Here is a 13,094-nt window from a genome sequence, read left to right on the forward strand (position 1 = left end):
GTTTGCCACCAGATCTGGCGATTGCATCCGCCCTTCCGGCAGTTGGGCGGAGTCACATATCCACGACGACGCGGCCGCGGATCTTGCCCTCGACGATATCGCGCGCGGCATCGACGATGCCGTCGAACCCGATGGTGCTGGACAGGCTGGCGAGCTTCTGCAGATCGAGGTCGGTGCCGATGCGGCGCCATGCCTCGAGGCGGACTGCTTTCGGCGCCATCACTGAATCGATGCCGAGCAATGAGACACCGCGCAGGATGAAGGGCGCGACGCTGGCCGGCAGGTCCATGCCGCCGGCCAGGCCGCAGGCGGCGACCGCGCCGCCATAGGAGGTCATCGAGAGCACATTGGCCAGCGTGTGGCTGCCGACAGCATCAATACCGCCGGCCCAGCGCTCCTTGGCCAGCGGCTTGGCCGGCTGGGCAAGCTCCTCGCGCGAGATCACCTCGGCGGCGCCAAGGTCCATCAGAAAGGGGCTTTCGGCATTGCGGCCGGTGGAAGCAATGACATGGTAGCCGAGGCTGGACAGGATGGAGACCGCGACCGAGCCGACGCCGCCGGCTGCCCCCGTCACCACCACCGGGCCGCGATCGGGCAGGATGCCGTGCCGCTCCAGGGCGATGACACAGAGCATGGCGGTATATCCTGCGGTGCCGACGGCCATCGCGTCATGCGGGCTGATGCCTTGCGGCAGCGGCACCAGCCAGTCGCCCTTGACGCGGGCACGGCCTGCATAGGCACCGAAATGGGTTTCGCCGACGCCCCAGCCATTCAGCACGACCTTGTCTCCGGCGCGCCAGTCGGGATGCGAGGACGAAATGACGGTGCCGGCGAAATCGATGCCCGGCACCAGCGGCCAGCGGCGGATCACCGGCGCCTTGCCTGTGATCGCCAAGCCATCCTTGTAGTTCACCGTCGTTGCCTCGACCGCGACGGTGACATCGCCTTCCATCAGGTCGGCCTCGGTGAGATCGGTCACGGCGACCGACTGCTTTTTCTCGGCGTCACGCGAAACGAGGATGGCTTTGAAGGTTTCGGACATGTCTTTCTCCGCGATCTTGACGACATGAACTGTGCGGCGATGGCCGCACGGGGTCAATCCTTGGAAGGACTGGCTTTGGGTTCGCGCCGCCAGCCGACCAGCTCGTCGAAGACGACCAACGCCGCGCCAACCGAAATGAAGGCGTCGGCAAGGTTGAAGACGGCGAAGGACCAGACCGGCGTGTGGAACAGGATGTAGTCGATGACGTGGCCGTAGACGGCGCGGTCGATCAGATTGCCGAGCGCGCCGCCGACGATCAGCGCAAAGCCGGTGCGGGCAAGGATCTGGGACGGCGCGATCCGCGTCGCCAGGAACAGCACGAAGGCAACGACGGCGAGCGAAATGACGATCAGCCCGGTGTCGCCGAAGGACGAGAACATCGAGAAGGCGATGCCGGTATTGTAGGTGCGAAACAGCGCCAGGAAGGGCAGCAGATCAACCTTCTCCTGAAAAGGCAGATCGGCCTCGACCAGGTATTTTATCCACTGGTCGAGCGCGATGGCCGCGACGACGAGCAGTGCGTAGGGAGACCATGATCTCACGGGCAGACAACCTTCATTGCTGGTCCAGGATTGACTCGAGCTTCAGCGCGCCGCGCCGGATCTCGAACAGCATGATGCCGGTGGCAACGGCCAGATTGAGCGAATCGGCACGGCCCGCTTGCGGAATCCTGAGCAGCCTGTCGCAACTCGCAGCCAGGCTTTCGGGCAGTCCCTGCTGCTCGTTGCCCATCATCAGCAGCACGGGCCCGCGGGAAAAGTCGACCGAGCGGTAGTCGACGGCGCCTTTCAGGTGGGTTCCGGCGACGAGGCCTGAAAACCCGCCTCGCCAGGCGAGGAAAGCCTCGGTTGTCGCCTTCGCCACCGGCACGGCAAAGATCGAACCCATGGTGGCACGCACCGTCTCCACGGAGAATGGATCAGTGGTATCGCCGACCAGGATGACGCCTTTGGCGCCGACGGCATCGACGGTGCGGATGACGGTGCCGAGATTGCCGGGGTCGCGCACCCGGTCGAGCGCCACCCAGACGTCGCCATTGTCAGCGCGGACATCCTTCAAGGCGAGGAATTTTTGCGAAAAGACGCCGACCACCATTTGCGGGTTGTCGCGACGGGTGATGGCGACCAGCACCTTCTCCGACACTTCGAGCACCATGCCGCCTGCGGCAACCGTGCGTGCGGCCACCTTCTCCACCGCAGCGTTGCCGCGCCCGGCCTTGGCGAAAACCAATGTCCTGATCTGCCAGCCGAGATCGAGCGCATCGATGACCAGCTTCAATCCCTCGGCCATGAAGGCGTTCTGCTGGTCGCGGAATTTCTTCTGAGCGAGCGCCTTGATGTCCTTGACCAGCGGATTGGCGAGGCTGGTGACCTCCTTCACCTGGCCGGGTGCGCCTGCATGCCGCTCGTTCATTCAGCCACCCAACGCGAAAACAATGAGGTCGATAGCGCCCGGCCGGCGGACTTTTCGCGGATGATCAGCTCACCCGATTCAACCTTGCCGCCCATACCGGCAAAGGTATCGCGCATCAGGGCGTGGATGGCGAAGAAGGAGGCGCGGATCGAATAGGCGGTCAGCACCACGGCGAGCGGCTTCGGCGTCAGGATCGCCCGGCAGAGGTCGGTCAAATCGGGCAGGTCCTCGAACAATTGCCAGACCTCGCCCTTGGGGCCACGGCCATAGGCCGGCGGGTCGAACAGAATGATATCGTAGCGGCTGCCGCGGCGCTCCTCGCGCTCGGCGAATTTGACCGCGTCGTCGACGATCCAGCGGATCGGCTTGCTGCCGAGGCCGGCCATCTCCTGGTTTTCGCGGGCCCAGCCGATCGCCTTCTTCGAGGCATCGACATGGGTGACCTCGGCACCGGCGCGAGCCGCCACCAAGGAAGCGAGACCGGTATAGCCGAACAGGTTCAGAACCTTGACCGGCCGCTTCGCCGCCGCGATCAGCCCGGCCATGTGATCCCAATGGGAGGCCTGCTCGGGAAACACGCCGACATGGCGAAACGAGGTGAAACGGCCGAGATAGTCGATGCCGTCATGCTTCATCGGCCAGGTCTCGCCGAGCGGCAGCTTCGGGAAACGCCAGCGGCCGATCCCCTCCTCGTCGGTGTCTCCGGTGAAGACGGCGTCGGCGCGCTCCCATTCCTTTGCCGGCAAGGCCTTTTGCCAGATCGCCTGGCCCTCTGGCCGCACGATCCGGTAGGGGCCATATTGTTCGAGCTTCTGGCCGGTGCCGCTGTCGAGCAGCGCATAATCGGCATTGGGCGCCACTTCCAGGATCACGGGAAGATGTTCAGCGGGCAGAGCGCCTTCGCGGCGGGCCAGGATGCGCGGCGCCGAGTTCGGTTCGGAACGATTTTCCGTCTTCGCCTCATGGCGCTCGCGCGGTGGCGCTTCCGGTCTGGCAGGAGCCTGGCCGGGACGCGGGCGTGACACGTCCGCCGCACTCTTGGCGGATGGATGTGGACGGTTGTCGCGGCGTTTGTCGCGAAAAGACTTCAAGCGGGGGCAACTCCGAACGGCGTGGCCGCTTTTGACATAGGGCAACCGGCTTCGCAACCAAGTCCGACAGGTCGGCCTCTCCGGTTTATGTCTGCCGGCGATGGACCAATGTCAAAGAAACAGGCAAATCTGCTCGATGTCCCGCTCCGAACGCCTACTCGATCTCATACAGTGCCTGCGCCGGCATCGCCGGCCGGTGAGCGGGCACATGCTTGCCGACGAGACGGGCGTTTCGATCCGCACGCTCTACCGCGACATCGCCACGCTGCAGGGCCAGGGCGCGCCGATCGAGGGTGAGGCGGGGTTGGGTTATGTGCTCAAGCCCGGCTTCATGCTGCCGCCGCTGATGTTCAGCGACGAGGAGATCGAAGCCATTGTGCTCGGCTCGCGCTGGGTCGCCAGGCAGCCGGACCAGCGTCTCTCGGCCGCCGCCGCCAACGCGTTGGCCAAGATCGCAGCCGTGCTGCCCGACGATCTGCGCGAGGATCTTGACGCGAGCACACTGCTGGTCGGGCCTCCTGCCGCGGCCACCGAGGGCATCGACCTTGGTCTGGTGCGGCAGGCCATCCGCAACGAGCGCAAGCTCGGCTTTCTCTACCGCGATGCCGGCGGGGCCGCGTCCCAGCGCGTCGTCTGGCCATTTGCGCTGGGCTTCTTCGACAAGGTGCGGGTGGTGGTGGCGTGGTGCGAGATGCGGCAGGATTTCCGGCATTTTCGCGCCGATCGCATCGCCGAACTCCAAGCAATGGACACGCGCTATCCGCGTCGTCGCCAGGCGCTGCTCAAGGAATGGCGGACGACGCTCGACAAGCCGCGTGGTTCGCGATGACTGCTGCCATATTCTGACAGTAGCCTATCTTATGTTCGCCAAGTCGAAACACCGAACCTTGGAGAGCAGATATGGCCACCCCGAATTTCGTCATCCTCTATGTCGACCAGCCGCAGCAGAGCGGTGCCTTCTACAGCGCGCTGCTCGGTCGTGAGCCGGTCGAAAGTTCGCCGACCTTCGTGCTGTTCGTGCTCGATGCCGGCTTCAAGCTCGGCCTGTGGTCGCGCCACACGGTGGAGCCGGCAGCCGCCACGTCAGGCGGTGGCGCCGAAATCGTGTTTGCGCTGGATACGCCCGATGCGGTCGATGCCGCCCATGCCGACTGGTCCGGGCGCGGGCTGAAGATCCTGCAGACGCCGACCGACATGGATTTCGGCCGTACTTTTGTCGCGCTCGATCCCGATAATCATCGCCTGCGCGTCTACTGGCTGTCCGACGGGGAACAGGCCAATGGGGAACAGAAATGAGCGCGTATTGGATAGCGGTGGCGTCGGCCGAGCATGTCCGGCGTGGTCGCACAGCCGGCTTCATGCAGGTCAACCACGGCAAGGCGGCACCGCTGCGTCGCGTCAAGCCCGGTGATGGCGTCGTCTACTATTCGCCGACCACTGTTTTGGGCGAGAAAGACGGCCTGCAGGCTTTCACGGCGATAGGCATCGTGCGGGAAGGCGAGCCTTATCAGGGCGATATGGGCGCCGGATTCACGCCGTTCCGCCGCGATGTGGTATGGGCCAAGGCCGAGGAAGCGCCGATCAAGCCGCTGCTCGACAGGCTGGATTTCACCGCGGCCAAGTCGAACTGGGGTTATCAGCTTCGCTTTGGCCTTTTTGAAATCGGGGATCACGATTTTCGTGTGATCGCCGAGGCGATGGGCGCCGAAATGGGTGCAACGGTAAACTAGGCCGTGAGCGCCTTGTAGACGGCAATGCCGGCGGCAAGATCCTCGAGCGCCGCTCCGACCGACTTGAACAGCGTGATCTCACCGGCGCTCTCGCGGCCCTTCTTCCGGCCGCGCGCCAATTCGTGCAGATCGGCGACGATGGCTTCCGGTTTCAGCACGCCGGAGGTCAGCGGTTGGACGATGTCGCCGGCTTCCTTGGTGGCGCCGGCGCGGGTGTCGACATAGACGCGGGCAAGCCTGATCGCATCGTCATCGCTCTCGCGCATCGTCGGCGTAAAGCCGCCGACCAGGTCGACATGGGTTCCCGGCCGCAACAATGCGCCCTTGATCAACGGCGTGGTCGTGATCGTCGCCGAGGAGACGATGTCGGCCTGCCCAAGCTCCGTATCGAGATCGCTTGCCGCGCTGGCCGCGAAGCCCTGGGCGCACAGATCGGCCGCGACTTTCTCGGCATTGGCCGGGGTGCGGTTCCAGATGCGGATGGTCTTGATGGGCCGCACGGCCGAGTGTGCCTTGGCGAGGAAGGGCGACAGCGCGCCGGCGCCGACCACAAGCAGCCGCGAGGCATCGTCGCGGGCGAGATAGGAGGCCGCGAGCGCCGAAGCACAGGCGGTGCGCCATTGTGTCAGCCGCTGGCCGTCGATCAGGGCCTCGGGTTCGCCGGTGGCGCCGTTGAGCAGAAGATAGAGCCCCATCACCGCGGGCTTGCCGATGGCATTGTTGTCGGGCGACACGGTGACGATCTTGACGCCGACGTGACCGCCGGCCGACGTGCCGGCCGCGTTGAGATCGGTCCAGGCCGGCATCAAAAGCAGTGTGGAGGCGGCACCATCGGGCCGCTCGATCGTATGATGATGCCTGACCGGCTGCACCGCACCGTCGCGAAACGCCATGCGCAGCGTCTCGACCAGTCCGGGAAAGGTCAGCGCATGGTCGACCTCTGCGGCCGAAATGGTCAGCATGAAAAACTCCGTGAGGACAAAACCGCCGATTGGCGGCTCAAGCGGTCGGCTTCGGCAATGCTGCCCCTTGGGCGGACCCCGGTGCCTGGCTTTGTGATACCGCCGGCGCACGGCTGACCGCCTGGCGCAGGTTCTCGGCTTCGACGCCGCGCTGGCGCGCCAGCTTGCGATAGCGACCCTGTTTGACCCACGTAGCCAGACTGCCGACGATCATGCCGATGGCGAGCGCCAGGAACAGGAAGATGAACAGCGGCAAAGTCAGGGTCAGCTTCGGATTGCCGGGATTGAACGGGTCCAGCGTGAAGGCGACCAGTTCGCGGTTGGCGACAGCGAGTGCGATCAGGATGATCGCCAGGGGCACGAAGATCGCGATAAGGATGAAGCGATTGAACATGATGTTTTCCGTCGGAAGCTGGCCTGTCCGAAAGGCCGTCAGGCGCTGACGTCGCGCCTACTTGCCGCCGTTCAGCCTTTCACGCAGTTCCTTGCCGGTCTTGAAGAACGGCACCCATTTCTCCTCGACCTCGACGGATTCGCCGGTGCGCGGATTGCGTCCGGTGCGGGCGGGACGATTTTTCACCGAAAAAGCGCCGAAGCCACGCAACTCGACCCGGTTGCCTTCGGCAAGGGCGTCGGTGATTTCATCAAAGATCGCGCCGACGATGTTTTCGACGTCGCGCAGGAAAAGATGCGGATTGCGCGTGGCAATAATCTGCACAAGTTCGGACTTGATCATGAGACGGGTCCCCGTGAAAGCAGTGCGGTCAAAATTATGAGGATGATTTTATTTGCTTTTTTCACTTGCCCCAAACGGCTTCTCAAGGGTGCCAGACGGAAACGAGACCGTCAAGAAACAAGCGGTCGGCTCCGAGTTCATGGATGACGTCGCTGCTGTAGGCGGGCAGGCCGAGCGCACTGCCGATCGTTTGCGCCATCGCTTTCGAGAACAGGAAGCCGCCGCGTCGTTCGGTATCCTTCCACTCGACGACCTTGAGCTTGGCATCGACGCCCTTGGTCGCCAGCCAGTCGACCGCCACGGCCTCGCCGCCGACGGCGTCGATCAGCCCGTTGGCAACGCCCTGGCGACCGGTGAATATCGAGCCGTCGGCAAGCACCAGCGCTTGTTCGCGGCTCATCTTGCGGCGTTCGGCGACGATGTCGACGAACCAGTTGTAACTGTCGAGGATGAGCTTGCGAACCATGGCGCGCTCGTCGTCATTGGTCGGCTTGAAGGGAGAGGGCGCGGCTTTCAGCGGCGAGGATTTCACCTCCTCCAGCTTGACGCCGAGTTTGTCCATCAGGCCGCTGACGTCGGGATACTGGATCAGCACGCCGATCGAGCCGACGATCGAGGTCTTGCGGGCAACGATGTGATCTGCGGCACTGGCGATCATATAGCCCGCCGATGCGGCGAGCGTGCCGACTTCCGCCACCACCGGCTTGTCGGCGGCCAGCTTGCGCACTTCTTCATAGATCGATTCACCGCCAACGGTGGTGCCGCCAGGCGAATCGATCGACAGGATCACGCCTTTCACCTTCGATGAAAGACGGATGGTTTCCAGCCGCTTGATCAGTTCCTCGTCCTCGGTGATCGTGCCTTCGATCTTGACCTTGGCAATATGGTCGACCGTCGAGCCGCCGAAATCGTCGCCATAGAACCAGGTTGAAAGCGCAATCACCCCAAGGGCTATGATGCCTATGGCGACGACGCGCCAGAATGTCAGCTTGCGCCGCAAACGGCGGCGGTCGATCAGGTCGTCGGCTCTCAGTGCCATGGTCAGCCTTTCAGTCGGCGGGAGGAGACGCTTTTAGACCATGATCCTCCCATCTGGAAGCAGTTCTCTTTTGCGCATGGCGAGACAAGTCGGCGCCTGGACGTGAGGTGGCTATCCGCGTCGGCAGTCGACGGGGCCGGGTCGGGCCCTCTCCAGGCGTCGGTCTGCTCACATATTCGTGCAATCGCCACCAGGTCGGGCGACGAGACCGATGGCTGATAAATTTTACGCCGCGTGTCTGTTTCTGCTATGGAGAACACGCAGTTGTGCGGACTTCGTTTTCGTCTGTACAAAGGCGGCTGTCACATTTTTGCAGTTTTCGTGGGCTTGTGCTTGCTTGAAAGCGCCGGCGTCCCACCTATAGGCGGTGCCCGAGGGCGGGCAGGGTTAGAAGAAAGCAGTGAATGTTAGCGCGACCGATTGAACCGACCGACGCCGAGGCGGTGTTGGCTCCCCCGGCGGACGGCCGGACGCGCGGCGATGCTTTCGACCGTGCACAGCGTCATTCGCGCCGCGTGCGCGTTCTCAAATTTGCCGTGCCGGTGGCCGCAGCACTGATAGCGGTCGCTTTCCCGGTCTACTCCTATCTCGCCGCACCCGTCTCGGTGAAGATTCAGGCGGAAGGCACTGCCTTTTCCAACGGCAAGCTGGTGATGGCCAATCCCAAGCTCAACGGTTTCACCAAGCAGAAGCAGCCTTATTCGATGACGGCGCTGCGTGCCATTCAGGATGTCAGCACGCAAGGTATCATCGAGCTGGAAGGCATCGACGCGAAGGTGCCGATCGCGTCCGACAATGTGGCGGCGGTCAAGGCCTCGCACGGCACCTACGATCGCGACGGCAATACGATGAACCTGACCAGCGACGTGACGATCACCACGACCGACGGCATGCAGGCCAAGTTCAAATCGGTCTTCCTCGACATGGGCAAAGGCACTATGAAGACAGGAGATCCCGTCGATGTCAGCCGTGGCGGGTCGCGGATCACGGCGGATACGATGTCGGTTCAGGACAATGGCAAGATTCTGGTTTTCGAGAACAAAGTGCGCGTCAACATCGATTCCGCCGCCCTGAAGGCGGCACAGGGAAACAGCGGAGAAACCAATGCGGCTCAGTAGTTCGACGCGGCTCGCGGCTGCAACTTCAGCGTTGCTGCTGCTCGGACTCGTGCCGTCATGGGCGCAGACGACCAGTCAATCAGGCCTCAAACTGTCCGGCGACAAGCCGATCCAGATCGAGAGCGACAAGCTGGAAGTCCGCCAGGCCGACAGTGTCGCCATCTTCACGGGCAATGTCAGCGTCGTCCAGGGGCCGACATTGATGAAGGCCGGCAAGATGACGGTCTACTACGTCAAGGACCCCAACGCCGCTGCCAAGGGCACGGAGGCCGCGGGTGCGGCGATGACGGGCTCGGCCAACATCGACCACCTGGAGATCTCCGACAAGGTCTATATCAAGTCGGATGCGCAGATCGCGACCGGCGATCAAGGCAGCTTCGATATGAAGAGCCAGGTGCTGGTGCTTTCGGGCAAAAAGGTCGTTCTGTCGCAAAACGACAACGTTCTGGTGGGCTGCAAGCTTACCGTGCAGATGAAAAGCGGGCTGGCTCAGGTGGATCCATGCGCTGGGCAACGTGTCCAGATGTCGATCACGCCGCCGCCGAAATCGGGAGCGACGAACCCCTGATGGCCAGCCTGTCGTCGCTGACGGCGCGTCTTCCGGGACGGGCCGCCGGCAAGCTTTCGGCGCCGGCCACGGTGACCGTCGATGCGGGAAAGTTCAAGGGAACCCTGATCGCCAAGGGGCTGACCAAGAGCTACAAGGGCCGCAAGGTCGTCAGCGGCGTCACCATCGGCGTGCGCGCCGGAGAGGCCGTTGGACTGCTCGGCCCCAACGGCGCCGGCAAAACGACCTGTTTCTATATGGTTACCGGCCTGGTGCCGGTGGATGAAGGCACGATCGAGATCGACGGCTTCGATGTCACGTCGATGCCGATGTACCGTCGCGCACGCCTCGGCATCGGCTATCTGCCGCAGGAAGCATCGATCTTCCGCGGCCTCAATGTCGAGCAGAATATCCGCGCCGTGCTGGAAGTGGTCGAAAAGGACCGCAAGGTGCGCGAGCGCAATCTCGACGAACTGCTCGAGGAATTCCACATCAGCCATCTGCGCAAGGCGCCATCCATGTCGCTTTCGGGCGGCGAGCGGCGACGCTTGGAAATCGCGCGAGCGCTGGCGACGCGTCCGGCCTACATGCTGCTCGACGAGCCTTTCGCCGGCATCGATCCGATCGCCGTCGCGGATATCCAGCAACTGGTGCGCCACCTGACGGCGCGCGGCATCGGCGTCCTCATCACCGATCACAATGTGCGCGAAACGCTCGGCCTCATCGACCGCGCCTACATCATCCATGCCGGCCAGGTGCTGACCCATGGAAGGGCCGACGAAGTGGTGGCAAACCCGGATGTGCGGCGACTTTACCTCGGCGAGGGTTTCACCCTCTGAGCGTGAAATTTGTTTCCTGACACGATTTTTGCGGCTCGCGCGGCGCTTTTTCGTCGATTTTGCTCCGAGATAACGCTCCGGTAAGCGAGTTTTGCTACCAATTGCCTTGACAAGCAAAAGCCGGGCCAGTTTTTATGGCCGGCTGCAAAATTCCTTTCCGGAAGTCCGGATGCGTAGACGAGGCGTTTGAAACCGAACCATGGCGTTGGCGGCCAAACTACAGCTACGACAATCGCAGTCGCTGGTGATGACGCCGCAACTGATGCAGTCGATTCGGCTGCTGCAGTTCACCCATGTCGAGCTCGAGCATTTCATCGACGAGGAAATCGAGCGCAATCCACTGCTGGAGCGCGCCGAGCCGCAGGACGATGCCGCCAGCGACCAGGCGCAGAAGATCGAGGCGGAGCCGCAAGCCACCACCGAAGGCGACTGGTTCGAAAACGAGACGCAGTGGAGCGCCGAGGCGATCTCGGACAAGCTCGACACGTCGCTGGAAAACCTGTTTCCCGACGACCCGGGCACCAGCGAGCGGCTCGGTCCCGACCTGACGGCGCAATGGAAATCGGCTTCCGGCAATGGCGCGGGTTCCTCATCCGAGTGGTTTGACGCCGGCGATATGGCGACTGCTGCGATCACGCTGCGCGACCATGTCGGTGAACAGGTGGCGCTAGCCTTCGCCGATCCGGCTGCACGTCTGATCGCCGCCGACCTCGCCGACGGCCTTGACGAGACCGGCTATCTGCGTGCCGATCTGGCAGAGATCGCCGCTCGTCTCGGTGCGGATGCCGCCGCCGTGGCGAAGGTGCTGGCGGTGTGTCAGACCTTCGAGCCGGCCGGCCTGTTTGCCCGCGACCTGGCCGAATGCCTGTCGCTGCAGCTTGCCGTGCGGAGCCGGCTCGATCCGGCGATGAAGGCGCTGGTCGCCAATCTCGAACTCCTGGCACGGCGCGACTTTCACGCATTGAAACGGATCTGCGGTGTCGACGAGGAGGATCTGCTCGACATGCTGGCCGAAATCCGGGCGCTCGATCCCCGGCCGGGCATGGCGTTTTCGGGCGGCGCCAGCGACGCGATCGTCGCCGATGTGGAGGTACGCGCGGCCAATGACGGCAGCTGGACGGTCGAACTCAATGCCGAAACGCTGCCGCGGGTGTTGGTCGACCATATCTATTTCGCCCAGGTCTCTCCGCAGGCCAAGAACCAGGCGGAAAAGGATTTTCTGGCCGAATGCCTGCAGAACGCCAACTGGCTGACGCGCAGCCTCGACCAGCGGGCAAAGACCATCCTCAAGGTCGCCTCGGAAATCGTTCGCCAGCAGGACGCCTTCCTCGTCCATGGCGTGCGGCAGCTGAAGCCGCTCAATCTGCGCACTGTGGCCGACGCCATCGGCATGCACGAATCGACCGTCAGCCGGGTCACAGCCAATAAATACATGCTGACGCCGCGCGGCGTGTTCGAGCTTCGCTACTTCTTCACCGCCTCGATCGCCGCATCGGGCGGCGGCGATGCGCACTCCTCGGAAGCCGTGCGTGACCGCATCAAGCAGTTGATCGACGAGGAGAAGCCCGTCGACGTGCTTTCCGACGATGCAATCGTCGACATGTTGCGCGAAAGTGGCGTCGACATTGCAAGGCGTACGGTCGCCAAGTACCGGGAAGGCATGAATATCCCCTCCTCGGTGCAGCGCCGGCGCGAGAAACGTGCGATGGCCAGCGCCGGGCGCTGAGGCGGGTCGATTTTCCACAAGCCAGCACTTCATTGACAAGCCGCGGTGAACTGGCTAGAAGCCCGCCCGCATGAGACGGGCTAGATGCCCGCATGCGGATGGTCCGTCACGACGTTGGCCTCGGGACGGTCAAAGGGCGGCTTGTGATCAACCGGAAAGTCTGGATTTAAAATCGGCGCAAGTGACGCCGCAAAGCTTGTGCGCACGGATCACGAGTATAAACTCGGGCCAGTTTGAAGCCTGAGCAAGGAAGGTCAGTTTTCAGATGAATCTGCGCATATCGGGAAAACACATGGACATCGGCGATGCGTTTCGGACACGCATCAACGATCGTGTCGGCGAAGCGATCGGCAAATATTTCGATCGCGGCTTTGCCGGACATGTCACGGTCATCAAATCGGGTTCGCGCTATTCGGCGGATTGCATGATCCGGCTGGATTCCGGCGCTTCGCTGCAGGCCACCGGCGATGCCCAGGATCCGACGCTTGCCTTCGAGGCGGCGGCGGACCGTCTGGAAACCCGCCTGAGGCGCTACAAGCGCCGGCTGAAATCGCACAATTCGGGCGCCGCCAACGGCCAACCGACCGACATAGCCTACACGGTGATGGCGCCGCTTGCCGATGACGACGAGGACATTCCGGAGAATTTCGCGCCGGCCATCGTCGCCGAATCAACCATGACGCTGAAGACCATGTCGGTGGCGTCGGCGGTCATCGAGCTCGACACCAAGGACAGCCCGGTCTTCGTCTTCCGCAACGCGGGAACCGACCATCTCAACATCGTCTATCGCCGACCCGATGGAAATATCGGTTGGATCGACCCGTCGACGACCAAGGTCGCACAAGCGTGAC

Annotated in this window: 16 protein-coding genes; 8 read left to right on the plus strand and 8 right to left on the minus strand. The window is 63.2% G+C overall.

The annotated features are described in order from the left end of the window. Positions 1-52: 52 nt before the first annotated feature. The 4 genes from acuI to RPF88_RS28900 are packed head-to-tail and all read right to left on the minus strand — an operon-like array spanning position 53 to position 3,546. On the minus strand, positions 53-1,042 hold the full coding sequence (acuI, locus tag RPF88_RS28885; protein ID WP_013529574.1) for an acrylyl-CoA reductase (NADPH): 990 nt from the start codon (positions 1,040-1,042) through the stop codon (positions 53-55). A 53-nt stretch (positions 1,043-1,095) separates the two neighbouring features. Beyond that, positions 1,096-1,584: a signal peptidase II gene (gene lspA, locus RPF88_RS28890; RefSeq protein ID WP_013529575.1), complete on the minus strand. Its 489-nt coding sequence runs from the start codon at positions 1,582-1,584 to the stop codon at positions 1,096-1,098. Between the two features lie 13 nt (positions 1,585-1,597). Next, positions 1,598-2,455, minus strand: a complete 858-nt coding sequence (locus RPF88_RS28895; RefSeq protein ID WP_063169012.1) for a TrmH family RNA methyltransferase — start codon at positions 2,453-2,455, stop codon at positions 1,598-1,600. Beyond that, on the minus strand, positions 2,452-3,546 hold the full coding sequence (locus RPF88_RS28900; RefSeq protein ID WP_063169011.1) for a class I SAM-dependent rRNA methyltransferase: 1,095 nt from the start codon (positions 3,544-3,546) through the stop codon (positions 2,452-2,454). The genes RPF88_RS28895 and RPF88_RS28900 overlap by 4 nt, the downstream gene beginning before the upstream one ends. Positions 3,547-3,682: 136 nt before the next feature. Between RPF88_RS28900 and RPF88_RS28905 the strand changes: the two genes are divergently transcribed. The 3 genes from RPF88_RS28905 (at position 3,683) to RPF88_RS28915 (ending at position 5,276) form a co-directional block, all read left to right on the plus strand. Next, positions 3,683-4,375, plus strand: a complete 693-nt coding sequence (locus RPF88_RS28905) for a helix-turn-helix transcriptional regulator (protein WP_013529578.1) — start codon at positions 3,683-3,685, stop codon at positions 4,373-4,375. A gap of 71 nt (positions 4,376-4,446) precedes the next feature. Then, positions 4,447-4,842, plus strand: a complete 396-nt coding sequence (locus RPF88_RS28910) for a VOC family protein (RefSeq protein WP_013529579.1) — start codon at positions 4,447-4,449, stop codon at positions 4,840-4,842. Beyond that, on the plus strand, positions 4,839-5,276 hold the full coding sequence (locus tag RPF88_RS28915) for an EVE domain-containing protein (protein WP_337123619.1): 438 nt from the start codon (positions 4,839-4,841) through the stop codon (positions 5,274-5,276). Before RPF88_RS28910 ends, RPF88_RS28915 begins: the two co-directional genes overlap by 4 nt. Here the strand turns inward: RPF88_RS28915 and RPF88_RS28920 are convergent. The 4 genes from RPF88_RS28920 to sppA all read right to left on the minus strand — a co-directional run bounded on the left by RPF88_RS28920 (position 5,273) and on the right by sppA (position 8,013). Next, positions 5,273-6,238 (minus strand): ornithine cyclodeaminase family protein, encoded by a 966-nt coding sequence (locus RPF88_RS28920; protein WP_063173091.1) that lies wholly within the window; start codon positions 6,236-6,238, stop codon positions 5,273-5,275. The two genes, RPF88_RS28915 and RPF88_RS28920, sit on opposite strands and share 4 nt — an antisense overlap. Positions 6,239-6,275: 37 nt before the next feature. Then, positions 6,276-6,632, minus strand: coding sequence for a DUF1049 domain-containing protein (locus tag RPF88_RS28925; protein ID WP_024502826.1), 357 nt, complete (start codon positions 6,630-6,632; stop codon positions 6,276-6,278). A gap of 57 nt (positions 6,633-6,689) precedes the next feature. After that, entirely contained in the window at positions 6,690-6,974 is a 285-nt protein-coding gene (locus RPF88_RS28930; protein ID WP_006200394.1) for an integration host factor subunit beta, read from the minus strand. 82 nt (positions 6,975-7,056) lie between these two features. Further along, positions 7,057-8,013: a signal peptide peptidase SppA gene (sppA, locus tag RPF88_RS28935; protein ID WP_337123620.1), complete on the minus strand. Its 957-nt coding sequence runs from the start codon at positions 8,011-8,013 to the stop codon at positions 7,057-7,059. Positions 8,014-8,417: 404 nt separating this feature from the next. On the opposite strand from sppA, the gene lptC reads away from it, so the two are divergent. The 5 genes from lptC (at position 8,418) to hpf (ending at position 13,093) form a co-directional block, all read left to right on the plus strand. Continuing rightward, positions 8,418-9,131: an LPS export ABC transporter periplasmic protein LptC gene (gene lptC / locus RPF88_RS28940; RefSeq protein ID WP_013529584.1), complete on the plus strand. Its 714-nt coding sequence runs from the start codon at positions 8,418-8,420 to the stop codon at positions 9,129-9,131. Beyond that, positions 9,118-9,699: an LptA/OstA family protein gene (locus tag RPF88_RS28945; RefSeq protein WP_013529585.1), complete on the plus strand. Its 582-nt coding sequence runs from the start codon at positions 9,118-9,120 to the stop codon at positions 9,697-9,699. Before lptC ends, RPF88_RS28945 begins: the two co-directional genes overlap by 14 nt. Beyond that, entirely contained in the window at positions 9,699-10,517 is an 819-nt protein-coding gene (gene lptB, locus RPF88_RS28950) for an LPS export ABC transporter ATP-binding protein (protein ID WP_013529586.1), read from the plus strand. The genes RPF88_RS28945 and lptB overlap by 1 nt, the downstream gene beginning before the upstream one ends. A gap of 199 nt (positions 10,518-10,716) precedes the next feature. Continuing rightward, positions 10,717-12,243, plus strand: a complete 1,527-nt coding sequence (gene rpoN, locus RPF88_RS28955) for an RNA polymerase factor sigma-54 (RefSeq protein WP_027161329.1) — start codon at positions 10,717-10,719, stop codon at positions 12,241-12,243. Between the two features lie 265 nt (positions 12,244-12,508). After that, positions 12,509-13,093 carry a ribosome hibernation-promoting factor, HPF/YfiA family gene (hpf, locus tag RPF88_RS28960; RefSeq protein ID WP_013529588.1) on the plus strand — a complete coding sequence of 195 codons (585 nt, stop codon included), beginning with the start codon at positions 12,509-12,511 and terminating at the stop codon, positions 13,091-13,093. Position 13,094: the final 1 nt, after the last annotated feature.

This window comes from Mesorhizobium sp. ISC11, assembly GCF_037162595.1.
Lineage (GTDB): Bacteria > Pseudomonadota > Alphaproteobacteria > Rhizobiales > Rhizobiaceae > Mesorhizobium > Mesorhizobium ciceri.

Bases quoted from the DNA above. Each gene is read 5' to 3' on its own strand.
- RPF88_RS28905 (WP_013529578.1), top strand. From the start codon at position 3,683: ATGTCCCGCTCCGAACGCCTACTCGATCTCATACAGTGCCTGCGCCGG.
- RPF88_RS28930 (WP_006200394.1), bottom strand. From the start codon at position 6,974: ATGATCAAGTCCGAACTTGTGCAGATTATTGCCACGCGCAATCCGCAT.
- RPF88_RS28925 (WP_024502826.1), bottom strand. From the start codon at position 6,632: ATGTTCAATCGCTTCATCCTTATCGCGATCTTCGTGCCCCTGGCGATC.
- RPF88_RS28945 (WP_013529585.1), top strand. From the start codon at position 9,118: ATGCGGCTCAGTAGTTCGACGCGGCTCGCGGCTGCAACTTCAGCGTTG.
- lptB (WP_013529586.1), top strand. From the start codon at position 9,699: ATGGCCAGCCTGTCGTCGCTGACGGCGCGTCTTCCGGGACGGGCCGCC.
- RPF88_RS28920 (WP_063173091.1), bottom strand. From the start codon at position 6,238: ATGCTGACCATTTCGGCCGCAGAGGTCGACCATGCGCTGACCTTTCCC.
- rpoN (WP_027161329.1), top strand. From the start codon at position 10,717: ATGGCGTTGGCGGCCAAACTACAGCTACGACAATCGCAGTCGCTGGTG.
- RPF88_RS28910 (WP_013529579.1), top strand. From the start codon at position 4,447: ATGGCCACCCCGAATTTCGTCATCCTCTATGTCGACCAGCCGCAGCAG.
- acuI (WP_013529574.1), bottom strand. From the start codon at position 1,042: ATGTCCGAAACCTTCAAAGCCATCCTCGTTTCGCGTGACGCCGAGAAA.
- RPF88_RS28915 (WP_337123619.1), top strand. From the start codon at position 4,839: ATGAGCGCGTATTGGATAGCGGTGGCGTCGGCCGAGCATGTCCGGCGT.
- lptC (WP_013529584.1), top strand. From the start codon at position 8,418: ATGTTAGCGCGACCGATTGAACCGACCGACGCCGAGGCGGTGTTGGCT.
- hpf (WP_013529588.1), top strand. From the start codon at position 12,509: ATGAATCTGCGCATATCGGGAAAACACATGGACATCGGCGATGCGTTT.
- sppA (WP_337123620.1), bottom strand. From the start codon at position 8,013: ATGGCACTGAGAGCCGACGACCTGATCGACCGCCGCCGTTTGCGGCGC.
- RPF88_RS28895 (WP_063169012.1), bottom strand. From the start codon at position 2,455: ATGAACGAGCGGCATGCAGGCGCACCCGGCCAGGTGAAGGAGGTCACC.